At 57.8% G+C, this 23530-nt stretch carries 25 protein-coding genes; 10 read left to right on the plus strand and 15 right to left on the minus strand.

Annotated features, from left to right (window positions below; translation table 11 throughout):
* Positions 1-10 precede the first annotated feature (10 nt).
* The 3 genes from CAUR_RS17350 to CAUR_RS17360 are packed head-to-tail and all read right to left on the minus strand — an operon-like array spanning position 11 to position 3649.
* Positions 11-436, minus strand: a complete 426-nt coding sequence (locus CAUR_RS17350) for a cupredoxin domain-containing protein (RefSeq protein WP_012259147.1) — start codon at positions 434-436, stop codon at positions 11-13.
* A gap of 16 nt (positions 437-452) precedes the next feature.
* The gene (locus CAUR_RS17355) at positions 453-1820 is read right to left on the minus strand and encodes a DUF1501 domain-containing protein (RefSeq protein ID WP_012259148.1); all 1368 of its coding nucleotides are present in this window, start codon (positions 1818-1820) and stop codon (positions 453-455) included.
* 29 nt (positions 1821-1849) lie between these two features.
* Positions 1850-3649: a DUF1800 domain-containing protein gene (locus CAUR_RS17360; protein WP_012259149.1), complete on the minus strand. Its 1800-nt coding sequence runs from the start codon at positions 3647-3649 to the stop codon at positions 1850-1852.
* A gap of 898 nt (positions 3650-4547) precedes the next feature.
* On the opposite strand from CAUR_RS17360, the gene CAUR_RS17365 reads away from it, so the two are divergent.
* The 5 genes from CAUR_RS17365 to CAUR_RS17385 are packed head-to-tail and all read left to right on the plus strand — an operon-like array spanning position 4548 to position 10075.
* The gene (locus CAUR_RS17365; RefSeq protein ID WP_012259150.1) at positions 4548-6602 is read left to right on the plus strand and encodes a serine carboxypeptidase; all 2055 of its coding nucleotides are present in this window, start codon (positions 4548-4550) and stop codon (positions 6600-6602) included.
* Positions 6599-7402: an alpha/beta hydrolase gene (locus CAUR_RS17370; RefSeq protein ID WP_012259151.1), complete on the plus strand. Its 804-nt coding sequence runs from the start codon at positions 6599-6601 to the stop codon at positions 7400-7402. The genes CAUR_RS17365 and CAUR_RS17370 overlap by 4 nt, the downstream gene beginning before the upstream one ends.
* Before the next feature lie 35 nt (positions 7403-7437).
* The gene (locus CAUR_RS17375; protein ID WP_012259152.1) at positions 7438-8430 is read left to right on the plus strand and encodes an ABC transporter ATP-binding protein; all 993 of its coding nucleotides are present in this window, start codon (positions 7438-7440) and stop codon (positions 8428-8430) included.
* A gap of 18 nt (positions 8431-8448) precedes the next feature.
* Complete coding sequence (locus CAUR_RS17380; RefSeq protein WP_012259153.1) at positions 8449-9252, plus strand: ABC transporter permease; 804 nt, start codon at positions 8449-8451, stop codon at positions 9250-9252.
* Positions 9253-9289: 37 nt separating this feature from the next.
* Positions 9290-10075, plus strand: coding sequence for an ABC transporter permease (locus CAUR_RS17385; RefSeq protein WP_012259154.1), 786 nt, complete (start codon positions 9290-9292; stop codon positions 10073-10075).
* Positions 10076-10150: 75 nt separating this feature from the next.
* On the opposite strand, the gene CAUR_RS17390 is transcribed toward CAUR_RS17385, so the two are convergent.
* From CAUR_RS17390 to CAUR_RS17415, 6 genes are all read right to left on the minus strand, one after another.
* Positions 10151-10591, minus strand: a complete 441-nt coding sequence (locus tag CAUR_RS17390) for a PaaI family thioesterase (RefSeq protein WP_242604961.1) — start codon at positions 10589-10591, stop codon at positions 10151-10153.
* 77 nt (positions 10592-10668) lie between these two features.
* Positions 10669-11268 carry a class I SAM-dependent methyltransferase gene (locus CAUR_RS17395; RefSeq protein ID WP_012259156.1) on the minus strand — a complete coding sequence of 200 codons (600 nt, stop codon included), beginning with the start codon at positions 11266-11268 and terminating at the stop codon, positions 10669-10671.
* A gap of 15 nt (positions 11269-11283) precedes the next feature.
* Positions 11284-11766 carry an SsrA-binding protein SmpB gene (smpB, locus tag CAUR_RS17400; RefSeq protein ID WP_012259157.1) on the minus strand — a complete coding sequence of 161 codons (483 nt, stop codon included), beginning with the start codon at positions 11764-11766 and terminating at the stop codon, positions 11284-11286.
* Between the two features lie 3 nt (positions 11767-11769).
* Entirely contained in the window at positions 11770-13248 is a 1479-nt protein-coding gene (locus CAUR_RS17405) for an O-antigen ligase family protein (protein WP_012259158.1), read from the minus strand.
* Positions 13238-14215 carry a class II fructose-bisphosphatase gene (gene glpX, locus CAUR_RS17410; protein ID WP_012259159.1) on the minus strand — a complete coding sequence of 326 codons (978 nt, stop codon included), beginning with the start codon at positions 14213-14215 and terminating at the stop codon, positions 13238-13240. The genes CAUR_RS17405 and glpX overlap by 11 nt, the downstream gene beginning before the upstream one ends.
* 120 nt (positions 14216-14335) lie before the next feature.
* On the minus strand, positions 14336-14755 hold the full coding sequence (locus CAUR_RS17415; protein WP_015909402.1) for a hypothetical protein: 420 nt from the start codon (positions 14753-14755) through the stop codon (positions 14336-14338).
* Positions 14756-15460: 705 nt separating this feature from the next.
* Between CAUR_RS17415 and CAUR_RS17420 the strand changes: the two genes are divergently transcribed.
* The 3 genes from CAUR_RS17420 to ybeY are packed head-to-tail and all read left to right on the plus strand — an operon-like array spanning position 15461 to position 16942.
* Positions 15461-16012, plus strand: coding sequence for an inorganic diphosphatase (locus CAUR_RS17420; protein ID WP_012259161.1), 552 nt, complete (start codon positions 15461-15463; stop codon positions 16010-16012).
* A gap of 10 nt (positions 16013-16022) precedes the next feature.
* Entirely contained in the window at positions 16023-16481 is a 459-nt protein-coding gene (locus tag CAUR_RS17425) for an NUDIX hydrolase (RefSeq protein ID WP_015909403.1), read from the plus strand.
* Positions 16478-16942 (plus strand): rRNA maturation RNase YbeY, encoded by a 465-nt coding sequence (gene ybeY / locus CAUR_RS17430; RefSeq protein ID WP_012259163.1) that lies wholly within the window; start codon positions 16478-16480, stop codon positions 16940-16942. Before CAUR_RS17425 ends, ybeY begins: the two co-directional genes overlap by 4 nt.
* A gap of 127 nt (positions 16943-17069) precedes the next feature.
* Here the strand turns inward: ybeY and CAUR_RS17435 are convergent, their stop codons facing one another.
* A complete protein-coding gene (locus tag CAUR_RS17435; RefSeq protein ID WP_012259164.1) occupies positions 17070-17258 on the minus strand; it encodes a hypothetical protein in 189 nt (62 codons plus the stop codon).
* Positions 17259-17511: 253 nt separating this feature from the next.
* Here CAUR_RS17435 and CAUR_RS17440 point away from each other — a divergent pair, with 253 nt between their 5' ends.
* Positions 17512-18402 carry a hypothetical protein gene (locus CAUR_RS17440; protein WP_012259165.1) on the plus strand — a complete coding sequence of 297 codons (891 nt, stop codon included), beginning with the start codon at positions 17512-17514 and terminating at the stop codon, positions 18400-18402.
* Between the two features lie 15 nt (positions 18403-18417).
* On the plus strand, positions 18418-18816 hold the full coding sequence (locus CAUR_RS17445) for a hypothetical protein (protein WP_012259166.1): 399 nt from the start codon (positions 18418-18420) through the stop codon (positions 18814-18816).
* 318 nt (positions 18817-19134) lie between these two features.
* Here the strand turns inward: CAUR_RS17445 and CAUR_RS21040 are convergent, their stop codons facing one another.
* The 5 genes from CAUR_RS21040 to CAUR_RS17465 all read right to left on the minus strand — a co-directional run bounded on the left by CAUR_RS21040 (position 19135) and on the right by CAUR_RS17465 (position 23511).
* Positions 19135-19281 (minus strand): hypothetical protein, encoded by a 147-nt coding sequence (locus tag CAUR_RS21040; RefSeq protein ID WP_207301193.1) that lies wholly within the window; start codon positions 19279-19281, stop codon positions 19135-19137.
* Positions 19282-19432: 151 nt separating this feature from the next.
* Positions 19433-20569 carry a THUMP domain-containing class I SAM-dependent methyltransferase gene (locus tag CAUR_RS17450; RefSeq protein WP_012259167.1) on the minus strand — a complete coding sequence of 379 codons (1137 nt, stop codon included), beginning with the start codon at positions 20567-20569 and terminating at the stop codon, positions 19433-19435.
* A gap of 15 nt (positions 20570-20584) precedes the next feature.
* On the minus strand, positions 20585-21673 hold the full coding sequence (locus tag CAUR_RS17455) for a M20 family metallopeptidase (RefSeq protein WP_012259168.1): 1089 nt from the start codon (positions 21671-21673) through the stop codon (positions 20585-20587).
* A 162-nt stretch (positions 21674-21835) separates the two neighbouring features.
* Positions 21836-22621 carry an SDR family NAD(P)-dependent oxidoreductase gene (locus CAUR_RS17460; RefSeq protein WP_012259169.1) on the minus strand — a complete coding sequence of 262 codons (786 nt, stop codon included), beginning with the start codon at positions 22619-22621 and terminating at the stop codon, positions 21836-21838.
* Positions 22618-23511: a R2-like ligand-binding oxidase gene (locus CAUR_RS17465; protein ID WP_012259170.1), complete on the minus strand. Its 894-nt coding sequence runs from the start codon at positions 23509-23511 to the stop codon at positions 22618-22620. Before CAUR_RS17465 ends, CAUR_RS17460 begins: the two co-directional genes overlap by 4 nt.
* Positions 23512-23530: the final 19 nt, after the last annotated feature.

The raw sequence follows: 23530 nt of genomic DNA on the forward strand, positions 1-23530 counted from the left end.
TGTGTCGCCCCTACCGGCCCTGCTCTAAAACCTCGCGGATGCGGTTGTGCGGTTCGATGTGCAAGACACCGGCTGAACGGGCCACCGGCACCAGTTCAGCCGGTTCGAGGACACACAGGAACGGATTATCGCCTCCCAGCGCACGATGATCGGCAGCACTGAGACAGAACAGATCGAATGTCCCCATGATGTAGCGCGGCAATTCAAAAATGTCATCGCTACCGGGTGCCAGCTCAATCCAGCGATCCATCGTTGGAATGCTGACGACCATTGCCTCATCAGCGATATTCCGCACTTTCAGCACCGGTTCATGTTCCGGCGGCAGGGTCAGGCTCACCGGTGAGCAGCCTTGACCGGTAACCGTGAGGTCAACCGTCGGTGTTGGGGCTGCGCAGGCACTGCATAGCAACACGAAAAGGATCAGCCATCTGCTCATAGTCACAATTGACCGGCTAGCGACACTGGTGAATCACCGGTACGAAGACCTGATACCCGGTGTCGGTCGGCGTAGCGTTGGCCGACAGATCGGGTGGCAGATCGGGGCCGCGCACAATTCCCAGTGGATTATATGCCGACAGGCCGGGGAAGATGGTACCGAGCTTCGGGTTACCGAGCCGACGCACCAGAATCTCGCTCAGCACCTGACGATAATCGGTCGTGATTTGCAGGTCTTGCCGTTTATCGAGCTGATCGGGATGCAATCCCGGCCAGGTACCGTAGATGCGACGGCCATTCACGTTACCGCCCAATACCATCATCACATTGCCGTGACCGTGATCGGTACCATTCGACTGATTGCGTCCCAGGCGACGGCCAAACTCGCTGAGCACGACAATGGTTAACCGGCTGTGATAGGCAGCGAGGTCGTTGTAGAAGGCATGGAGACCCTGTGAAAGAATGCCTAACCGGTCGGGGAGATAGCCGGTTCCGTCACTGTTGGCCTGCGCTTCGTGCGTATCCCAGCCACCGAAGTCAATCGTTGCGACTTGCAGCCCAAGATCAGCTTTGATCAATTGCGCCACCGTCTTCAAGGCATCGCCAAACGATCCCGAAGGATATGTGGTACCAGTGGCCGGGGTATAGCTGCCCAGGCTCCGCATCACATCAATCACCTGCGTAACCCGGCGGCCAGCCGGTGCCAGTGGGTTAATCGAACTCCGGTTGTAGATTTCGCGGAGCGTGCTGAGAAAGGGGTAGTTCTCTTGGGAGCGGTTGTAGCGCCAGCCGGTGCTGATATTGAAGCTACTGGGTGAGGTGACGGCAACCGCGCCTGCATAGTTCAACAGCGAAGCAGGTGGTGCGCTATTGGCAGCGATTGCCGGCAACAGCGTGCTGACCCCACCCTGGCTTTGTAAATGACGGGTGAGCCAGCCGCTGCTGGTTGTTTTGTTCCCCGGCGTCCCGCGTTCGATATAGTCCATGGCGTCAAAATGGCTGCGCGTATCATCATCGAGGCCACAGGCGTGGATGAACGCAAGGTGACCACTGTTGTACAGATCGCGCAGATGGGGCATTCTGCTGTTTAGCCCAAAGCTGGACGTATTGAATGACGGGTTGTTCTGATCAATACGCAACGGCGCATTCGCTCCGCTCAAAGGTAATGCCAGCGTTCCGCGGGCGTTCCGATAATGCGGATCATCGTATGGACTGAGCAGACTCAGCCCATCGCAGCCACCGCGCAGAAAAATCTGCACGAAAATCTCATTCGTTGCCTGGGGTTGGGCCGGCTCGGCGAAGGCCAGTTGGCCGACGCGAGCCGCAGCCATCGCTGCAATTGCAGCGCTACATCCCATCAGAAATTCGCGACGAGTCCATTGCATTGGTGTATTCTCCTCTGGTGTGGCGCTGATTATCGCAGCCAGAATTCAGGACTGGTAGCCAGTAACTGTACCATGGCAACTATCCGGTCATTAACGGCGTCCGCTGATCCCCAATCTGGAGCACCGCGCAGCGGCTGAGGTGGCTGGTTCGGATCGCCACCTTGTGCCAGAAAGTTAATGAGCAGGGTACGGAGATCTCCGGTGGGAATGTAGGTCAGCATGCGCTGGAGCCAAAAGTCAACGATCCCTGCACATGAGAGGCCAGGCGGCGTTTGACCAACAATATCAATTGTTACATTACCACCCCAGGATTGAGCCATGGTGTAAAAGATGTTCCATGTTCTAAGCAAGGCGTTCGTATTCGCCCAGTAATCGGCTCGGTCAGGATGGCCGGTAGGCGTGTCCCAGCCGAAGAGGCGATGACCGGTCTGATCCGCGCTCCAGAACAAACTTGACCAATAACCACCCTGCGTTGCATCGCCGTTCACGGCTGGAACGTCGTTGGGCAAGGCAGCGTTGGTGGCGCGCAAAAATGCCCACATTGCCTCAAGGGGGCGACATATCTTGGCACCAAAGGCACTTTTTGCCTCTGGGGAAAGCAGAATAGCTTCAACGACGCGCCGAATCTGATCGGGCGAATCACGATGCTGCATCCAGACGCTCCACGCCGTGTTGATGAGTGACTCCGGTGGATTGTCGGCTACCAGCCGTCGGCACAGTTTAGTGCAGAGATGGCGGGCTGTACCCGGGTGACGGGCTGCGAGGCGTAGAGCTTCCATACCGTCACGTTCTGCACCGTTGTTGAAGGGAAAGTTGGGGGCAGGTTCGATGCCGGGCAGGGGGGCTGGTGCCAGCACAGTCTTGGGATAGTTATCGTGCCAGGACTCCATGAGGTAGAAAGCACCGGTATTAGGTCGCCCATCACGGCCATTGGCAATTGTCCAGCCGGTCAGGCAGCGTGAGGCATCGTAGACATCGTAGTCAATATAAGCAGATGCATAGCGCTCGCTGCCGTACTCTACAACCGGAATATTGCCGCGTTGACTGTAGAACTTAAGGTAGTTGTCGCTTCCCAGTGTATGCAACTCGAAGAGTTCACGGGCAAAATTCTCGTTGCCGCCTTCGCCGCCGCCGGCTTTATTACTCACGTTGTTGAGGTAGTACATCATGGCAACGCTTTTGGTGACCTCAACCAGCATGGTGTAAAAATTACCCAGGGCATGCGTGCGAATAATGCGGTCGTAGTCGGGCCAGGTTGCAGCGATCCGCTGATCGGCAGTAGCCCGCACATTGAAATGGTTGTGCCAGAAATCAACCATCACCTCGAAGAGCTGACGGCGACTGTACACAGCCCGCAGCCACGTCGCCACTCGTACCTCTTCGTAAGGCCGGATGCGCTCCGCCCAGGGCAGATCAGGCACTACCCGCTGTTGCCAGAGGGTTTCTCGCGAGGCTGATAACCAGCTTAGTGGCCGAACTTCATTGATGGTACTGCTGTTGTGGGTGTAGCGAATCTTGAGCTGGGCGGACAGAATGCGATTAGCGCAAGGGGTGTTGTCAATTGCAGTGTAGTTCAGTTGCTGCCGAACCCAATTGTTGAACCGTTCTTCATCACTCGCGCCAGGAGTGGCATCGTACATCGCCATCAATTCAGGGCTGGGGCCGAAAGCCAGCCGACGCATCGCAATCGTGCGTAGCGAAGCCGGCTGAGTGTACGAACAGGCGGCAACCGGTGCAGGTGAGGTGCCTACGGCTGCCAGTCCGGCAGCGGCTAGCCCGGCAATCAGGGCAACACCGCCTTCGAGCACGTCACGTCGAGTTAGTTCCATATGCTTTTGATCTGATATGTTGTTGCTTCCGATCTACCTGAGAAAATTGTAATCTTTACCAAAAAACTACTACCATCACCAGAAGGTACTATCTTTAGCCGGCAACAGGTACGTTGTTTCAGTAGGACGCTGGCCCGGATAGAGAGATGTTGCTGGAGGTGCGGTGCGCGCCGGAGGCGCGCGCTCCCAGTGCTTTGCCCAGGGGCGGCGGGAGGTACGCGCCGGATGTGTGCGCGCCCAGGGTACCGTGGTGCAGGATCAGACCGACGGTATGACCTGTGTCCCTTTTGCCACATCAGCGGTGCGCGCCGGAGGCGCGCGCTCCCAGTGCTTTGCCCAGGGGCGGCGGGAGGTACGCGCCGGATGTGTGCGCGCCCAGGGTACCGTGGTGCAGGATCAGACCGACGGTATGACCTGTGTCCCTTTTGCCACATCAGCGGTGCGCGCCAGAGGCGCGCGCTCCCAGTGCTTTGCCCAGGGGCGGCGGGAGGTGCGCGCCGGATGTGCGCACTCCCAGGGTAGCGTGGGACAGGTTCAGCCCGACGGTATGACCTGTGTCCCTTTTGCCACATCAGCGGTGCGCGCCAGAGGCGCGCGCTCCCAGTGCTTTGCCCAGGGGCGGCGGGAGGTGTGCGCCGGATATGTGCGTTCCCTGGGTACCGTGGTGCAGGATCAGACCGACGGTATGACCTGTGTCCCTTTTGCCACATTAGCGGTGCGCGCCAGAGGCGCGCGCTCCCAGTGCTTTGCCCAGGGGCGGCGGGAGGTGCGCGCCGGATGTGTGCGCTCCCAGGGAAGACGGCATTGCGGGTGTAGAGATCACAACGCCATCACGCGATTCTGAACGCCGGGCCGTGACAATCTGGTATACTGACGCCAATAGCGCGAGGAGGCGGTTATGAAGCGAGTTGTCAGTATCAGTCTTGGCTCGTCACTCCGTGATTATCAGATCACGGTGAAGGTTTTGGGGCAGCATGTCGAGGTGCGTCGCATCGGTACGAACGGCGATGTTGCGCAAGCCATGGCGCTGGTACGCGAGTTTGATGGCAAGGTGGACGCTATCGGACTCGGTGGTTTAACACCGGTTTTTCGCATCGGTCGGGCACGCTATCCCCATCAGGAAGCCATCCATATCGCAGCTCAGGCCCAGCGAACACCGGTCGTTGATGGGGGTGTGGTCAAGGCGACGCTTGAGCGCTGGGCGATTGCGCAGGCAGTGCGCCAGCTTCCTTCATTGTTGCGTTACAAGCGGGTGCTGATTACCAGCGGCGTTGAACGTTATCAATTGGCTGCTGCTATCAGTCAGTACGAACCGGAGTTGCGCTTCGCCGATCCGATCATTCACGCCGGGATTCCTTTCCTGCCACCACCACGCTCGCTCGAACAGCTTGAACTCTACGCGGCAACCGCGTTACCGATCCTCGCCCTTCTCCCCTATCGCTTTATCCATCCGGTGGCGCTCGGCCAGGAAGGTTTTGACAGCCGTGCAGTTGAACTATTCCGCTGGGCGGATGTGATTGCCGGCGATTTTGCCTTCATTCGGCGCTTTGCCCCCAATGATCTGACGCGCAAGACGATTATCACCGATGACCCCTCACCTGCCGAGATCGAAGATCTGCGGCGACGCGGCGTAACGACGCTGGTGACGATGACGCCACCTCTCAGTAATGAGCGGCCCTTCCTCGCCGCCGATGCGCTGGAGGCGGTGATTACGGCGATTACCGAGAGCACGCGCCAACCGGGAGACGCTGAGGTGATCGACTTTATTACGGCAGCCGGTTGGGGGCCGACGGTGCAAGACCTGAACCCGCGCCCCAAGCCGCGCTTCGCATTTGTCATTCACCCGCTGCGTACCGAACTGATCGCCAATCACAAATGGTTCCGCTGGACACGCTATATGCCACAGCGCCTGGTGGAGCTGGTGGCGGCTCATTTCCCGCCCCTTTACCTCTCGCGCATCCGTGGCATTCGCTCGAAGGCCACCGGTGAAGAGGTTGAGGGGATTCTGTTGACGCTGGGAACGACACCGCGCGAGATGATGCGCCGTCCGCCCGGTTTTACCTACCGCCGCCTGATCAAAGCCGCCCGAATGGCCGAACGGATGGGAGCGCAGATTATGGGGTTGGGAGCCTTCACGTCGGTTGTCGGTGATGCCGGTATTACGGTGGCGCAGAAGGTGGATATTGGCATTACATCGGGCAACTCGCTGACGGTAGCCGCGACGCTGGAAGCGGCCAAGCAGGCGGTAGTGCTGATGAAGGGAGGACGCCCTGAGCGGGTACGGGCAGTCGTGATTGGCGCCACGGGTTCGATTGGCGCAGTCTGTGCCCGCTTGCTGGCCCAGGCCGTCCACGATGTAGTCCTGGTGGCACCACGCGCCGAACGTCTGATCGCGCTCAAGAAGCAGATCGAGGCCGAGACGCCGGGCGCACGGGTGGTGGCCGCGACCTACGCCGATGCCTACATTGGTGATGCCGATCTGATCATCACAACCACCAGCGCCCTGACCGGTAAAGTGATCAACATCGACAAACTCAAACCTGGTGCAGTGGTCTGTGATGTGGCCCGTCCGCCAGACGTGAAGGAGGAAGACGCCCGGCGGCGCCCTGATGTGCTGGTGATTGAAAGTGGTGAGATTGTATTGCCGGGCGAACCGGATTTTGGCTTCGATATAGATATGCCGCCTGGTACAGCCTACGCCTGTTTGTCAGAGACGGCGCTGCTGGCGATGGAAGGTAAATTTGAAGACTACACGCTAGGCCGTAATATCGAGATCGAACGGGTTAAGGAGGTCTATCGGCTGTGGAAGAAGCATGGCCTTGAACTAGCCCGCCTGCGCTCGTTTGGGGTCTACGTTACCGATGAGATGATCGCCGAAAAGCGCCGCCTGGCCGAAGAGCGTCGTCGCCAGTTGGGCTTGCCTGCCGAGAAGGTGCTGGATCAATCATCGTGAGCACTGTACAACTTGAATGGATTACGACACAGCCATCATCGCCACGACCAGCACCACCTGTCGTGCTGGTCCACGGTGCCTGGCATGGGGCCTGGTGCTGGACCGAACAAGCCATCCCTGATCTGGTAGCACGTGGCCTGACGGTACACGCGATCAGTCTTCGTGGGCATGGCCGTAGTGCGCCTGCCGGCCCGTTGACGACGATCTGTGATTATGTGCGCGATGTGCAAACGGTGGTGCGCAAACTCCCTCAACCACCGCTTGTTGTCGGCCATAGCTCTGGTGGATATGTTGTGCAATTGCTAATGAGTGGGCGTTGTGGAACAGCGCCGCCGTTGGCCGGGGCTGTGCTGCTATGCAGCTCGCCGGTGTCGAGTCCCACCTACTTTTTGCGCCGTCTGCGTGAGCGAGCACCAATGGTTGACATTCGCGCCTTGCTACGCCGGGAAGCAGAGGCGGTACGGGCTGCGCTGTTTCGAGCGGATATTGCGCCAGCCGATCTCGAACGTTACCGCCGGCAATTGGTGCGCGAACCGCCACTTGTAACCTTAACCAGCATGGTTATTCGCCCCCGCCCGCTGCGAGTGCAGGTACCGGTGTTGGTGATTGCTGCCGGGTGTGATGCCATCTTCGATGTGCCTGCTCAGCAGGAGCTGGCGGCGGCGTATCGCGCCGAACTCATCGTGATCCCTGAAGCTGCGCATGACCTGATGCTTGACCCGGCCTGGCCGCTGGCAGGTGCCGCGATTGCGCATTTTGCCGCTACCCTTCACCGATCCGTACCCTCAACTGCAAGGTAAAAGACGATACCCAATCAGGCATCGGGAGATATTGTATGAACGTAGCCACCGAACCGGCCATTGTTGTCCATCAATTGAGCAAAATCTACGAGGTTCCTGAGCGTGATCCGGGTTTACTGGCCGCAGTGCGTAGCCTGTTTCGGCGACGGGTGCGTGCCATCCCGGCGGTGTCCGCTGTCAGTTTCACCATTCAACCGGGTGAAGTGGTTGGATTTCTCGGTCCGAATGGGGCCGGGAAAACTACCACCCTCAAGATGCTGACCGGCCTGCTCCATCCAACCGCCGGTGATGTGCGTGTCTTCGGCTACATTCCGTCTCGCCGCGAACCGGCTTTCTTGCGCCGGATTACGCTGGTGATGGGTAATCGCAATCAGTTACAGTGGGACCTTCCGGCACTCGATTCGTTTGAGCTACTGCGGGCAATCTATCGCTTACCACCGGCAGCATTTCGGGCGACTCGTGATGAATTGATTGAGTTGCTCGAAGTTGGCCATCTGGTGCGCAAACCGGTGCGTAATCTTTCGCTCGGTGAGCGTATGAAGATGGAGATTATCGGCGCGCTGCTGCACCGTCCACAGGCATTGTTTCTCGATGAACCGACCCTCGGCCTCGACGTAACAATGCAGCGGCGGATTCGGGCGTTTGTGGCCGAATACAATCGGCGTACCGGAGCAACAGTATTGCTCACCAGTCACTATATGGCGGATGTCGAGGCTCTCTGTCGGCGGGTAATTGTGATCCATCACGGGCAAGTCCTCTTCGACGGGCCACTGCACAATCTGGTCGATCAGTTTGCTGCCTATCGCAAACTGATTGTGACCCTCAGCGAAAGTGGGAGCGATCTATCCCGCTTCGGTGAGGTGATCGATCAGGATGGCCTGCGGTACACCTTGCGCATCCCGAAAGCGACAGCTCCGGCGGTGACGGCCCGGATTCTGGCTGAAGTACCCGTTGCTGATGTGACGGTTGAGGAACCGCCGATTGATGATGTTATTGAGCAGGTGTTTGCGGTAGGTGCGAGTCATTAAGACCGGCAAAGGCGACATATGTCTGGAATTATTGATTTTTATCGGGCCGCGATGAAACAGGCAATCCTGGTGCAATTTCAGTATCGGGCGGCCAACTATTTCTACATAATCGGCATGATCAGCGAGCCGATCATCTATCTGGTGGTCTGGAGTGTGGTTGCGGCTGCGCAGGGTGGGACGGTCGGCGGGTACGATGCCGGTGCTTTCGCCGCCTACTATATCGTCTGGACGCTGGTACGCAATATGAATATCGTCTTTACGCCATACGGTTGGGAGCAGCGGATTCGCACCGGTGAGTTGTCGGCAGTGCTCTTGCGTCCACTGCATCCATTGCACTACGACATCGCCTTTTTTGCCGGCTGGAAGGTGGTCGTCATTCTGTTCTGGTTGCCGATTGCCGCAGTGCTGGCGTGGCTCTTCCGGCCAACCCTTGCCCCAACCTGGCTTGAGATCGCAGTATTTGCCGTCGCCATCTGGGGTGCATTTCTCATCCGTATGATGTTTCTCTGGTTGCTGGGCCTGATTTCCTTCTGGACGACCCGCGTGGCGGCGATCTACGAACTCTTCTTTGCCTTTGAATTGTTTCTTTCCGGGCGCATCGCACCGCTGGCGCTCTTCCCTGAGTGGGCGCGCACACTGGCCGATTGGCTGCCATTTCGCTGGACGTTTGGTTTTCCCATCGAGGCTCTGATTGGGCAATTAAGTGTCGCCGGCTTGATCGGTGGCCTGGCGATGCAGGCATTCTGGATACTCCTCGGTTTGGGACTGGTGCTACTGGTCTGGCGTCGTGCTGTGCAACGCTACACGGCGGTTGGTGGTTAAGCAAGGTGTTGTATAGCAGAGAGATGAAGGGCGTGGTATGGAGCTGGTGCGCTTAATTGCCATCTTTGCCCGGGTTGGCATCCTCAACGAGATGCAATACCGGGTTAATTTCTTCTTCCAGATGCTGGAGTCGGCGATTAGTCTGGCGACCGGACTGATCGGTCTGGGGCTGGTCTTTCAACACACCACCATTCTGGCCGGTTGGCAACCGGCGGAATTGCTGGTCGTGATGGGGATTTACGTGCTGATGAGTGGCATCGTGCAGGCGGTGATTCAGCCGAATATGTTGCGGCTGGCGCAGGATGTGCTTGAGGGCAAGCTCGATTATGCCCTCACGAAACCGGTCGATAGCCAGTTGCTGGTGAGTATTCGGGAATGGCAGGCGTGGCGCTTTACCAATGTCGTATTGGGCTTGCTGGTCGTCGGATGGGCGCTCGTCTCTTTGCAGGCAAGTGTCAGTTTAGGGCAGATCGTGCTCTTTGTCCTTATGCTGGGCTGTGGGGTAGTGGCGCTCTATGCTTTCTGGCTGATTCTGGCCACGACCAGTTTTTGGGTCATTCAGATCGAAAGTTTGATCAATTTGTTTGAAGGTATTTTTGCCGCCGGACGCTGGCCGACCAGTATCTACCCTGGCTGGTTGCGCGCAATCCTGACCTTTCTGGTGCCGGTTGCGTTTGCAGTCACCGTTCCGGCAGAAGCGCTTACCGCTCGTTTGAACAGTTCAACGCTGGCGTTAGCGGTTGGCGTGAGTTTCACCCTCTTCTTGCTGGCGCGTCTGCTATGGCGATGGGGTGTCCGTCGCTATAGTGGTGCCAGTGCCTGAAGCCATCACCAGTGTGATACGGTTGCCGGCAATAATGCCCGTGTGGACAACGGTATCACGCTGGTTTGTAATGGTCTACCTGTTGTGCTGATCGCGCAGGTCGGCAAGCATACGTTCAGGTACCTGCACGGCAACCACTTCACCCTGCACCGTCGTTTCGCCATCAACCTCGATCCAGGCTTCGATCACCACCTTGCGTCCCGCCATCTCTTTCACGCGCCCGTGAATGATCAGCTCAGGGCCGAGCGGGGTGGGTCGCAGAAAATTCACCCGTAACGATGCGGTTACGAAGCGCAGATATGGCGCGGTTCCCGGTTCACGTCCGGCGGCAGCGTAGGCCGCGGCGGCTGCGGTGCCGGTGCCGTGGCAGTCGATCAGCGAGGCGAGCAGCCCGCCGTAGACATAACCGGGTATTGCCGTATGGTATGAACGGGGCGTGAAACGGGCGATGGCTTCGTTGCCGTTCCATACACTCTTGATATGTGATATGCAACCCATCGGGGTTGAGACGACCACAACCGTAGCAGTGGCTCAATTCATCGGGGTAGGTGTCTTGAATAGCTTGCATGACCTGTCCTGTACAACATCGTAGATTACGGTCGGCGGAGATAGATCCAGGCTGAGGGGCCGCGTTGCCCCATGACGACAGTTTCACCGGGGACAAACTGCTCGATAATAAACCGCTCCTGGAGCGCTGTCATGAGCAGGTTTTGATCGACTCTGGTTTTCAGCATCTGTGCATCAGGCTTTGTCGCGTCGCTGAGATGAACGAAGAACACGAACAGGCCGCCGGGCTTGAGGAGGCGGCGCACTTCATCGAGATAAGCGTACAATTCCGGTTCGCTAAAGCCATGGCCGCAGCCGACATCAATCGCCAGATCGTAGGGTTCGTTCAGAAATGCCAGATTGGTGGCATCAGCCACGAAGAGACGTACCCGGTCACCAACACCGGCAGCCGCTACGCGCTCTTGCGCCATGGCGATGGCTTCAGGGACAAAATCGACCCCATCAACCTGCCAGCCTGCGCGAGCCAGCCAGACACAAGCGCGCCCGGTGCCACAGCCGAGGTCTATAGCCCGGCTTGGTGGTAACTCCTGACTGAGCGCAATGATCTCAGGCGGTGGATCGGGGTGATCCCACGGAATCTCACCGGTCAGATAACGCTCACGCATGCGCTGAAAACGGTCAGACATAGTACAAAACCTCTGTTACAGATCGTGTCTTGCCCGTTTCAAGGCCCGATCAATATCACGGGCCGCATCGCGCCGGGCAATATCCTCGCGCTTATCGTAGATCTTCTTCCCACGTGCTACACCAAGCTCAACTTTAGCCCGGCGTCCTTTGAAATAGACCTTCAGCGGCACCAGGGTCATCCCCTTCATGCGCACCAGGCCATTGAGGCGGTTGATTTCACGTCGGTGCAGCAGCAGTTTGCGCGGACGCATCGGATCGTGGTTGAAGTATTTGCCCGACTGCTCGTAAGGCGCAATGTGGGCATCATACAGGAACACTTCATCATCGATCACACGGGCAAAACTGCCGCGCAAGTTGACCCGTCCGGCGCGCACCGATTTAATTTCGCTGCCGGAGAGGACAATGCCCGCTTCAATCGTCTCTTCAATATCGTAATCGTGGCGCGCCTTACGGTTCTCGGCGACCACACCAGGGTGTTTGTGTTTTGTTGCTGTCACGTCTCACTCACTCAGAACAGAAACTGACGACGGTACCGGTTGGGGATCGTTGATCAGCCATTCAATCGCACTTCCCAGGCCAATCGTAGCCCAGAAGAGAGCCGCCATGTGGCTAAACTCAATATTGAAAAAGTAGTGGTCGGCCAGCCCGACGGCCAGTGCGGCGACGATGGCCCCCTGGCAGCCCAACAACCAGCTCGATGCTTCCTCATCGAGGGCCGGCAGAATGCGCAGACTACGGGTAAACCAGAGCGCGACCAGGCCAAGAAACACTGCCAGTCCAACCAGACCCATCCGTTGACCAATCGCCAGGTAGATGCTACTCACCCCGGCGGAGAGGTCAAGATCGGGAGCCTGACCGAAGCCAATGCCAAACACCGGATAACGCTGAATGATCGCAATCGCATTGGCGTATTCGTCGAGCCGCATCTGTTGTGCCTGATCGCGGAACTGGACGCCGGAGAGTACCCGGTTGATAAACTCATCGGCATAACCCAGCCCAAAGAGCAGCACGGCACCGAGAATACTGACTGCCAGCATATGACGCCAGAGCTGTCGGTAGCGCACAGTGGCCAGAAAGGCGGCGGCAATGATCAGGCCGAAGAGGGCTGCCCGCGAAAACGTTAACAGGAGAGTCAGCACCTGCACGCCACCAAGCATTGCCAGCATCCAGCGCGGCAAGATGGGGCGCGGCGCTGCCAGTTGGGTGAGGGTGAGCACTGCTACCAGGGCCAGCATCCCACCAAAGCTGTTCGGATCGACGCCGAAACCGATGGCCCGCTCCAGCCCATTCGGATCATCTTCCACATACCGCAACACACGGCCACTGGTCGGATACCCGATCCGCCCTAGCGCAACCAGCAGTTGGAGGGCCATCGCGTCGGGCAACACCCACAGGATCAATCCGATCAGTGCCGAAATACCGCCCACAATGATGAGGGTACGGACGATCAACCGGGCAGTAGCGCGGTCGCGCACACAATTGATCACGGTGAAGTAGCAGATCACACCAAGGACAAATTTTGCATAATTGTGAAGTGTTTGCGGGTCTGGTAAGCCACGAGCACCGAGCACCAGTGAAAAGAGCGTCAGGCCAAGAAAGCCAATCAGGGACAGGCCGAGCGAACCGAAGCGTACATCATAGGCATCGGAACGGGCCAGGCTACGTAAAAACCAGACCGCATTCAGGGCCACCAACACCAGGGTCAGAAAGTTGGGTGTAATGATCGCCTTAAACGGCAGCGTACCGAACGGAATGATCGTCGCCACTGCCAGCGCTGCAATCAGCCCGGCCTGGACACTGACCAGCAGGGCTGTGGCAACAAAAAGTGCCAGCAGACCGGCGATGGCGTAGAGCGGTCCGAAGGCCGTGACACCACCAATAATACCGCCGGTGACCAGGGCCAGACCGGCGGTGAGCAGAGGCGATTGAACAATACGGTCGCGCAACGATACGGGTTGCGCAGAAGGATTAACGAGCATACGGCATATCAGAGATGCGCATCAGCTTATCCCAGCGGTGGGTTGCCTCGATATAGCGTACCGTTCCCGAACGAGAACGCATAACCACGCTGTGCGTGCGGGCACCGCCACCAAAATATTCTACACCACGCAGAAACTCTCCCGACGTGATACCGGTTGCCGCGACAACCACATTTTCGCCGCGCACCAGATCGCGGGTTGTCAGCACCTGTTTCGGGTCAAGACCCAGTTCAGCAAGACGCGCCCGCTCTTCATCGTTGCGGGGCCAGACCTTGCACTGAATCTCGCCACCCAGACATTTCAGCGCGGCGGCAGTCAACACCGCTTCGGGAGCACCACCGATTCCCATCAGAATATCTGCGGGCGGATTTTCAATACTTGTCATAATACCGGCACTCACATCGCCGTGGGGAATTAACTTAATGCGAGCACCGATCTCACGAATTTGACGGATCAAATCCTTATGACGTGGACGGTCGAGCACGACTACCGTCACATCTTCCACCTGTTTATTGAGGGTACGGGCAACGGCGCGGATATTGTAGGCAACCGGAGCATTGATGTCAATCACTCCCTTTGCCCGTTCGCCAACGGCCAGCTTATCCATATACGGGATACCGCGCCAGTTATAGAACGAATGGCGTTCAGCGACGGCAACAATCGCGATAGCGCCGGGCATACCCTCAGCCAGCAGGGTCGTACCCTCGACCGGATCAACCGCTACATCAATCTCTTCCCCTTCGCCGTTTCCTACCCGCTCACCGATATACAACATCGGTGCCTCGTCCTTCTCCCCCTCGCCGATGACCACAATCCCGTTCATTGGCACGCTATTCAGCGCCATGCGCATGGCATCAACCGCGGCCTGATCGGCGCTGTTTTTATCACCGCGACCCATCCAGCGTCCGGAGCGCAGAGCAGCAGCTTCAGTTGCGCGCACCAGATCCATCCCAAGGTTACGCTCCATCGCGCACCTCCATCCTCACACACCGGCAATCCCCTCGCAAAGGCGCGCCGGCTTGCGCCTTCCTGTTGTCCTGCATTGTAGCATAGAAGAACTGGTGACCTGCGAAGCGTAGAGCCTCTGCTATTTCTGGTTTTGATCACCGGTGATGATTGTGCTGCCACTGACATTCCCGCCAATCGCAACCGAACGGTTGCCGGAGGCGATGACGTTCACCCCGGCAGGCCGAATCTGACCCAACAGGCTTGTCAGTTCCGCCGCTAATGTAGGGTCGTCGGCTAGTAGTTTCTTGAGTTGTTGTCGGAATGTAGCCTGCGCATCAGGATCATTGGGTGTTTTGGCAACATCTTCTGCTGCTTCCTGGGCAGCAGCTTTACCGGCGATCTTCGGTTGCAGCTTCTGCCATAACGCTTTCGCCCAGTTCCATCCCTCGGTACCCAGGTTCTTACCCGCCTCTTCGGCGGCAGTTTCACCGGCTTTGAGTAAATAGGGGAGAAAAGGGGCTAGAAAGGCGACCAGTTGTTGCAGCGCTTGTGGATCCACGGACGACTCCTGTGCTTCCTTCAGTTGGCAGATACGATGATGATTCATTATAGCTACTTTTATCGCGGCTTGCGGCAAGAAAAACCGTGATCTTGTCCGATAGAGGTAGAACTTCTTTCCGATCGATTGCCTTGCCCGCACGTCATGCGCGTGTTGTGGCGTTTGGAGTGCGGCAGCCATGCTGCCGCACCAGCCGTGCTTCGGGCCGGGCGCTTGTCACGCGGTTGACCGTGCTAGTCACGGGTATGCGGTGTGTGCTCGTCACGACTATAGAGTCCGTCAGTAAACGTGAGATAACGTCTAAGCAAGGGGGCTGACAACCATCTTCGCTGCCATCACACGCTGGATTGATTGCCTTGCTCGCTCATCATGCACGTGTCGCAGCGTTTGGAGTGCAGCAGCCATGCTGCCGCACCAGCCGTGCTTCGGGCCGGGCGCTTGTCACACTATTGACCGTGCTGGTCACGGGTATGCGGTGTGTGCTCGTCACGACCATAGAGTCCGTCAGTAGCATGAGATAACTTTTAGCATACACCCGCCACGTCGGTTGCGACCCGCCGTCGTGTCCTCTGTGGCCTGGTGGTTTTCATGTCGCCACCAGGTTCCAGCGAACGCTGCCTGCATCCAGTCACCGTGTGATTATTTTACATGTTATAATCTTGCGGTAATAGGGCTTAAGATGCTGATGTACAAGTGAGGCTACCGATGCAGAACCTATGGCACGATCTGGAACCCGGTCCAGACGTTCCGAATGTCATTCATGTTGTAGTTGAAATTCCAAAGGGATCACGCAACAAATATGAATTTGACAAGCGGATTGGGGCATTCCGCCTTGATCGCGTGCTCTACTCTGCCGTGCAATACCCCGGCGATTACGGCTTTATGCCGCAGACGTACTACGATGATGGCGATCCGCTCGACGTGCTGGTGATGACCAACCTGCCCACCTTCCCCGGTTGTATTGTCGAAGCACGGCCACTGGGGTTGTTCCGTATGCTCGATAAGGGTGAGCCGGATGACAAAGTGCTCGCCGTGCTACAGTACGATCCCTTCTTCGCCGACTACCACAACTACACGGCACTGCCGGCGCACTATCTGCGCGAAGTCGAGCACTTCTTTACCGTTTACAAAGACCTGGAGGGCTCACGGGTCGAACCGGTCGGCTGGGAGTCGGCGGATGTGGCTCGCGAGCGGATTCAGTACTCGATAGATCGCTACTGGGATATGCGCGCCGGTCGCGTGCTCAAACGTGCCTGATCGGATGGTCATGACTTCACGCCGTTCACTTTCGCATCGCACAGCCTATTCGGCGGGCGGTGTTATTTATCGGATTGTTGCCACGCAGATCGAAGTGGCACTGATTGCAACCGATCGTGGTGAGCGTTGGGGGCTGCCCAAAGGGCACGTAAACCGGGGCGAAACCGCGGAGGCTGCGGCTGTGCGCGAAATAGCCGAAGAGACCGGGCTTGAGGGCGTTGTGGAGCGGCATCTGGCGACAATTGAGTACTGGTTTCGCTCCGGTCATGGCCGGGTCCACAAGTATGTCGATCTGTTTCTGCTCCGCTATGAACGGGGTGAGGTGCGACCACAGATCGGCGAAGTTGACGATGCTCGCTGGTTCCCGCTCGATGAAGCGCTCCAGCGGGTTTCATTCGAGCGGGAACGTGATGTGCTGTTGTTGGCCCGGCAGGCACTCTGTGATGCGAGCGGTAATGCAAAGGTATGATCTACACTATCGAAGTGCAACTGGATGAAGGTATCACCGCCGATAGCGAGCTGGTTGAACGCGCTGCGGCGGCAGTGCTGGCCGCCGAGCAGATGCCGGAAGGCTGTGAGGTTGGAATTCGCATCACCACCGATGATGAGCTTCACCGTCTGAATCGCGATTTTCGCGGGGTTGATGCGCCAACCGATGTTCTTTCGTTTGCCGATGATGGGCACGATAGCCGCTTTGTGGTCGCACCGGATCAGCCACGCTACCTCGGCGATATTGCGATCTCGTACCAGCGGGTCCTGGCCCAGGCCGCCGAGTACGGCCACAGTCCGGCTCGCGAACTGGCGTATCTGACAGTGCATGGCGTTCTGCACCTGCTCGGCTACGACCACGAGCAAGGCCCCGCTGAAGCGGCACGCATGCGTACCCGCGAAGAAGAGATCATGACTATCCTTGGTCTGCCACGCGAGTAGTATCTGTTTCACGGATGATATTTGTGTTGGAATGGGGGTGGAAGGCATTCCTTCCGCCCTCATTGCATGTCACTCGCCTATCGCTGATTGCGGTTCGCTGACCGATCAAACCCGCCAATTCACCTGCCTAGCGCCGGTGTCGGCCAAAGATCATGTCAACGCCGTAGTCGATTACCAGATAGAGACCAACCGCCAGCAGCAGTAATCCCCACCACGGCATCTGCAAAAAGATCACAATATGCAGGCGCGACCAGATCAACCAAAAGACGAACAAGATGATCAACGTACTGATGAGTGAACGAATCTGACGTGTCATAAGCTCCGATCCTGCTCTGGTGCCACTACCGTGGCAGTGCTTGCCGTTTGCCGCCGAAACCTGGTGTACCTCATTCAACCTGCTGGCGTATGTCACATGATCTGTACATGCGTTTTCAAGGGAATTATTCCCCATCTTTTGCATCATGTAGTACTACGCTATTTTGATACTAATAGCCTATTGCTAACCATCCTTTCAGGCAGATACATTATGACCAGTATTCGTTCAGTTTTCATTGTTGCGGAGGAGACCAATGCCACTGCCTTTCATCCCTCTCATTTTGTTGGGTGGCTCGGTAATTGCCGGCATCAAGGGCGCCGTTGATACTTTCTCTGCCATTCAACAGATCAACGAACTACAAGAGGCGTACAACGAGCGACGAGCTGAATACGAAGAACGTAGAGCAGAGTACGAAAAAGCTCACAATCGCCTTGTTGTTCGTATGAATGAACTCAACGATCTGCGCCTGCGTGCATATGATACGATCAAAGAAGCTGCTGAGTTTCTGAAACGGGCAAAAGTCAAGAAGCGACATCTTGCTGAACGAATTGCCAGGCCGCGTCTGGAACAACCCGACAATTGGCAAGGTGCCCACGTTGATCCCATCGAGGCATTTCAGGCTGTGCTTAAAGCGGGTGGGGCCGGCACAGCAACAGCCGCAACGGTCTACAGCACTGTTGGCACTTTGGGTGTCGCCTCAACCGGTACAGCGATCAGCACGTTGAGTGGAGCCGCTGCCACCAATGCGACACTGGCCTGGCTGGGTGGAGGTGCGCTGGCTGCCGGTGGTGGCGGGATGGCACTCGGTACGGCTGTGCTCGGCGGATTGGTTGCCGGTCCGGCCCTGTTGACTGCCGGTTTCTTCGCCCAGGGAACAGTTGCTCAGATTAAAACTAAAGTCGAACGACAGATCGCAGAGATGGGAGCCGCTGAAGAGGAGATGCAAAATCGCATTGCTGAATACAAGGTTATTCAAGACCGTATCGAAGAGCTGGAGATGACGATCAAGCAGATGAACGCTACCCTGACCGACATGCTCGCCACTGCCGATCCGAACCGTGATCAAGACCTGTTTGAGATAGCAAGGGTTGCGAAGGGGCTGGCTGAGGCCATTGATGTGAAGACATTACCACAGGCAGCCTGAGACAGAGGAATAACTATGAGCAATCCTGCACAGCATATTATTCGATACGCCGCTCGCCAGGTGCCCGCGCTCGACGCCATCTCGGTCATTACCGCCTTTACCGAGACACTTAAGATTATCCAGGCCGAAGAGACAAAGCGTGCGCAGATTGCGGCGCAGCGCGATGTGTTGATCGAGGCGCTTGAGATCGAGCGCGAGGTTATGCTGGCCTACTTTGAGCAGCGCTTCGCCGAGCGCCGGCAAGCCCTTGACCGCTTCTTTCTCCTGCTGGATTACGGTGTCACCCACCACGATACGGCGAGTATCGATGCTGCGCTCACCGGTATTCTTGGCATTATTCAAGACAATCCGCTACGTGATTTTGAGACGTTCAAAAAGTGTATGGCGCGCCCGGATTTTATAATTGAATTGTGATTGTGTTTCCGGCGAGCGACCGGCAGCGGAGAGATGAATGTATGACGCCAGGGGACATTAGCCATTGCCCCCTGGCGTCGTTCATGCTGCTCGTGAGGTAGAACCGGTTTCAAAAACATCTACCATTGCCGGCAGATTCTACGATTGTAACGAGCACAGCCGGCATCCTCGTGACCAAATCGGTTCAACAGCGGGCCACGCGCCGGATTGTGAGCACGGCTGGCGCGGTAGCACGGCTGCCGCACTCCATACGCTGCGCCACATCCTCTGTGGTGACCAACGCACCTCAACCCCCGTTATCATCCCCGCTCACTTCCGCTACAGTTCCATCCTTTCCGTGCGCTCCCCCGCCAGCCGCACCACCTCGCCCCAGCTCTGCACCAGCGCATTGTACGACAGCGCCTCATCAGCCCACTTCTTGCGCTCGCAGATGCTGTACAGGCGGTAGGCCAGCTCACGGGCCACCGCGGTGCCATCACGTGCTGGATTGATTGCCTTTTCCGCCCATTATGGGCCTGTCGCGTCGTTTGGCGTGCGGCAGCCACGCTGCCGCACCAGTCGTGCGAATGCAGGTTCCCTGCAGTGGTCAGGTCATTCGCCCACGTAAACTGCGCGCCTACTCCCAATCATCTTCTTCTGCCGGTAGCGGTGGATGTGTCGCCGGGCCGGCAACCCGGATATGCTCGCAAATGGTTGCCCGTTGGCCGAGGACAAAGACGCGGTGCCGGGCGGTGGCGCGTAGGGTCGGGGCAGCGTGGGCACGTGCCCGATCAAGCAGGTGCTGATCCGCAACGAGAGTAACGAGACGGCCACCGGGTTTGAGCACGCGGGCAATCTGTTGCAAGACATCGCGGTACAGTTCGGCCAGGTCGTCGCCTTCGTTGATCTGGTTGCCAAACGGCAAATTGACGGCTACTTTGTTGACGCTGGCATCGGGCAATGGCAGTCTGGCGGCGTTCCAGCGCCGAATTTGGATCTGGCCGCGTATCTGGCGCAGGTTGGTGTTCATTGCCGAGACCGCCGCCGGGCTGATGTCACCACCGTAGAGCGCAGTAAATGGCCCGGCTGCCGCTCGTTCGAGGAGCAGTGTGCCGGCACCGGCCATCGGATCGAGAAAAATATCATCAGCCTGCGGATAGGTGAGCATCACCATTGCGGCTGCCAGCGCCGGGCGCAGCGAGGCCGGCAGGTGTGCAGCCTTGTCGCGCAGACGCATTGAAGCGTCTGAAAGGCGAATCGCGACGATCAACTCCTGCTCGAACAGCGTCGCCCAGACTTCCAGATCGGCGTCTTCATCAACCGGCTGCCAGCGTCCGGGCCAGCCATCGCGGATAGCGTCGGCGACAGCCCTACCCACATCGCGGCGGTGGAAGCTGTGTTTTCCGACCATACGGGTCACAACCCGAAAACTGCCGTTTCGTTTGCCGCCGTTGAAACGTCGCCATAGCTCTAGCGCCGGCTTAATCGCTTCTTCGTTGCGGGTGGCGGCGTGAATCTGGCGTAGTCCCCGTTCGTCGGGAGCAATTTTGAAGCCGCGTGCAGCGACCACGAAGACATCCTCGATGGTACGCAGCGCTAGCAACGAGCGGGGTGAGCCACGATAGTCGGTTAAGATCAGGTCGTTGCGCGCCGGCACCGCACGCACGCCGATCTGACGTGGTGCGGGACGGTCTGTCTCCGGGCGAATGGTCTGTTCGACTTCGCGCCAGGTCAGCGCAGCCAGGCCGGGAATGGTTTGTAATACGTAGAGCATATGAAGGTCGTCATCCTACATGGTGTCGATATAATCGAGAATAATCTGGTACAGGCTCGTCAGACTGGCAATCTCTACCCACTCCTCTGCCGAATGCAGGCCGGCCCCAACCGGGCCGAGGCAGATGGCAGGGATGCCAATGTGCGAATAGTAACGGGCATCGGTCGCAAAATGTTCGCGGTAGAAACGGGGGGTGTGGCCGATATGCCGTTCGACGATGTCGGCAATGCGCCCGACTTCCTGGTGTTCGGGATCGGTGCGCAGGCCGGCACTGGCCATGACACTGATGAATTCGGCGTCGGGAAACGCTGCCGCCAGATCGGCTTGAATCGTCTCCGGTGTGGTGTCAGCCGTCCAGCGAATATCAAACGTAACCAGCGCCTCTGCCGGCACCTGATTCCGCGAACCTGCCCCCATGCGAATCTCGGTTGGTGTTACCGACGTTCGCCAATCGTGAGGGCCAGTTGGTGGTGGGTAGCGCTCGCTTATCGCTTGAATGCCCTGCATCAGTCGGTAGACAGGGTTATCGCCTTCCCAGGGCCGTGATCCATGAGCAGCTCGACCGGGAATGCGCAACTGTGCCCACATCCCGCCTTTGTGCTCGAACATAATCCCCAGGTCGGTTGGTTCCAGGCAGAGCATAAAGTCGCAGTGCCATCCTTCATCGCGCAACCGACCGGTGCCGTGGCGTCCACCAATCTCTTCGTCGGTGACGAATTGAAAACCGACATCCGGCGGATTGGGCCGTTGAGCCAGATCGCGGATCAGGCGCATCATCACGGCAATGCTGCCCTTCATATCCTGACTGCCACGGCCATAGATGCGGCCATCACGCACCTCTGGTACGAACTGTGCCGGCTGTCCAACCACGACATCCAGATGTCCGTTGAGCATCAGACGCGGCGAGCGCGTGGGTTGCAGCGTAACGACCAGCGCCGGCTTGTCGGCTACACAGCTCTTTTCGATCTGGATGCCCGGAACGTCGGCAAGATAATCGGCGACATAATCTATCGCCGCCTGTAACTGATCGGGACGGTCGGCAATCGTCTCAAAACGGATCAGGTCGCAGGTGAGACGAATCAATTCATCACGAAGTTCAGTCATACGCTTGCTCTCGGTGTGATGGCGATTGCTACAGGCAATCGCTACTAACTGCTTCCTAGTGTACCACGTTGTGAAACATCGCGAGTCTGGCGAGAGAGACGGCAGAGCGCTCTATTCGCCAGTTCTGCGCTTGAGGTAGATTGCCTTCGTCTGGTTGCTCCGTTATCCTGCAACCAGACGGCTGAATGGCGGTAAGACACTGGGGGCAACGACAGCGGTAACGGCGTAGAGGCGAGCCTTCCAACTGGGATAGATGTGGTGACGGCGAGCGGCGATGCCGGCAAGACTGGCTCTCACCACCGGTCGTGGCCGGTCGATCATCCAGCCCGGCACCCGGCGTTGGGTCGTGGTGCCGTATTGCGGTGATTCGAGAATGTCGGTTTGGGTGAAAAATGGGTAGACGGTACTGACACAATAGCCGTCGGCGGCGAGACCATCGGCAAAGCCCCGCAGCGCAAATTTGGTTGCGCTGTAGACACTGATGTTGGGCAAGGCCGCCCAGCCAAGGATAGAAGAGATAAAAACGATCTGACTGCGGGGCCGGTTGCGCAAGGCAGGGAGCAGCCTGGCGGTCAGTCGAATCGGGGCGTGCAGGTTAATGCGCAGCAGGCGTTCAGCCGCCTCGACCGGTAGTGCTTCGAGGGGGCCATACAACCCGACCCCCGCATTGTGAATGACCAGATCGAGGTCAGGGGCAATCCGTAACACCTGTTCGGCCAGGTGGTCACAGCTCGCCGGGTCGCTCAGATCAGCCGGCAGCAGCGATCTGATCCGACCGAACCGGTTGGGCGACTGGGCGGCAAATTCGGCAGCGGCTTTCAGCCGCTGCGGATTATGGCTGCTGAGGATAAGGTCGGCTCCTGCGGCCAGTAACTGGCGGGCAAACTCTCGCCCCAATCCGCCACCCGCACCGGTGAGCAGCACGACCCGACCGGCAAAGGCATTCATACGCTTTCCTCATCGTCGGTTGCCAGGTTATCGATCTCGTTCATGCTCTGCCGGCTGGCTAATTCGAGCCGGTTGAGACGACGCTGAAACTGGTTCAGAGCAAATGTACTGAACGTCTCGATCTGCAAATTAAACGGCATCGGATCATAGCAGGCAAAGATTTCGTCGATGACCCCCATCGCATACAGTACCAGCTCATTCATCCGCTCGACAATGTGATCCCAGACCTGTGGATCGGTGGCAATGAGGCGCGAGAGCAGGTAGACGCCGTAGGCAATATGGCGCGACTCATCCTGTTTGAGCAGGCGAATCCCCTCGCGCGTGCCCGGCATGATGTCCTGGCTATCGAGGATGGTGAAATAGGCGTGATAGCCGGTCTCGGCCAGCACACCCTCGACAATCATATTGTAGGTAAGCGATGCTTCGGCGAGATTGAGCGGCGATGGATCGTGATCGAGGCGATGCAGGGCAGCCGGTAGAGCTTCGTAAATCAACGCCCGATAACTGGCCGTGTGGTACCGGCTCAGATCGGGATCGACACGGGCGACTTCACTGATAAAGCGAGCGAAGAAGTCGGTATGTTTGGCTTCTTCAAAGAGGAAGGTGGTGAGATACAGCTCCTCCTCTAACCGACCTTCCCTGGCAATCGTGCGGATCAGCGGAAGCAGATCGAGCGTCACCGCCTCTTCACCGGCCTGAAACAGCGCAGTGAGGCGCAACAACAGATCGCGTTCCTCGTCGCGGAGCTGTTCCCAATCACGAATATCACGGCTCAGATCGATGAGCGAGGGATTCCAGATGCCAAACCGCTTGGCCTTCTCGAAGAGTCGCATTGGCGGACTGTTGCGATTCAGGCCACGGCTGGTGGTAACAAAATCGGTGTGGGACATACATAAACTCCTGCAAACC

Source organism: Chloroflexus aurantiacus J-10-fl (assembly GCF_000018865.1).
In the GTDB taxonomy this organism is placed as follows: Bacteria; Chloroflexota; Chloroflexia; order Chloroflexales; family Chloroflexaceae; genus Chloroflexus; species Chloroflexus aurantiacus.

Bases quoted from the DNA above. Each gene is read 5' to 3' on its own strand.
- CAUR_RS17350 (WP_012259147.1), bottom strand. From the start codon at position 436: ATGAGCAGATGGCTGATCCTTTTCGTGTTGCTATGCAGTGCCTGCGCA.
- CAUR_RS17355 (WP_012259148.1), bottom strand. From the start codon at position 1,820: ATGCAATGGACTCGTCGCGAATTTCTGATGGGATGTAGCGCTGCAATT.
- CAUR_RS17360 (WP_012259149.1), bottom strand. From the start codon at position 3,649: ATGGAACTAACTCGACGTGACGTGCTCGAAGGCGGTGTTGCCCTGATT.
- CAUR_RS17365 (WP_012259150.1), top strand. From the start codon at position 4,548: ATGAAGCGAGTTGTCAGTATCAGTCTTGGCTCGTCACTCCGTGATTAT.
- CAUR_RS17375 (WP_012259152.1), top strand. From the start codon at position 7,438: ATGAACGTAGCCACCGAACCGGCCATTGTTGTCCATCAATTGAGCAAA.
- CAUR_RS17380 (WP_012259153.1), top strand. From the start codon at position 8,449: ATGTCTGGAATTATTGATTTTTATCGGGCCGCGATGAAACAGGCAATC.
- CAUR_RS17385 (WP_012259154.1), top strand. From the start codon at position 9,290: ATGGAGCTGGTGCGCTTAATTGCCATCTTTGCCCGGGTTGGCATCCTC.
- CAUR_RS17395 (WP_012259156.1), bottom strand. From the start codon at position 11,268: ATGTCTGACCGTTTTCAGCGCATGCGTGAGCGTTATCTGACCGGTGAG.
- CAUR_RS17405 (WP_012259158.1), bottom strand. From the start codon at position 13,248: ATGCTCGTTAATCCTTCTGCGCAACCCGTATCGTTGCGCGACCGTATT.
- glpX (WP_012259159.1), bottom strand. From the start codon at position 14,215: ATGGAGCGTAACCTTGGGATGGATCTGGTGCGCGCAACTGAAGCTGCT.
- CAUR_RS17420 (WP_012259161.1), top strand. From the start codon at position 15,461: ATGCAGAACCTATGGCACGATCTGGAACCCGGTCCAGACGTTCCGAAT.
- CAUR_RS17425 (WP_015909403.1), top strand. From the start codon at position 16,023: ATGACTTCACGCCGTTCACTTTCGCATCGCACAGCCTATTCGGCGGGC.
- ybeY (WP_012259163.1), top strand. From the start codon at position 16,478: ATGATCTACACTATCGAAGTGCAACTGGATGAAGGTATCACCGCCGAT.
- CAUR_RS17435 (WP_012259164.1), bottom strand. From the start codon at position 17,258: ATGACACGTCAGATTCGTTCACTCATCAGTACGTTGATCATCTTGTTC.
- CAUR_RS17440 (WP_012259165.1), top strand. From the start codon at position 17,512: ATGCCACTGCCTTTCATCCCTCTCATTTTGTTGGGTGGCTCGGTAATT.
- CAUR_RS17445 (WP_012259166.1), top strand. From the start codon at position 18,418: ATGAGCAATCCTGCACAGCATATTATTCGATACGCCGCTCGCCAGGTG.
- CAUR_RS17450 (WP_012259167.1), bottom strand. From the start codon at position 20,569: ATGCTCTACGTATTACAAACCATTCCCGGCCTGGCTGCGCTGACCTGG.
- CAUR_RS17455 (WP_012259168.1), bottom strand. From the start codon at position 21,673: ATGACTGAACTTCGTGATGAATTGATTCGTCTCACCTGCGACCTGATC.
- CAUR_RS17460 (WP_012259169.1), bottom strand. From the start codon at position 22,621: ATGAATGCCTTTGCCGGTCGGGTCGTGCTGCTCACCGGTGCGGGTGGC.
- CAUR_RS17465 (WP_012259170.1), bottom strand. From the start codon at position 23,511: ATGTCCCACACCGATTTTGTTACCACCAGCCGTGGCCTGAATCGCAAC.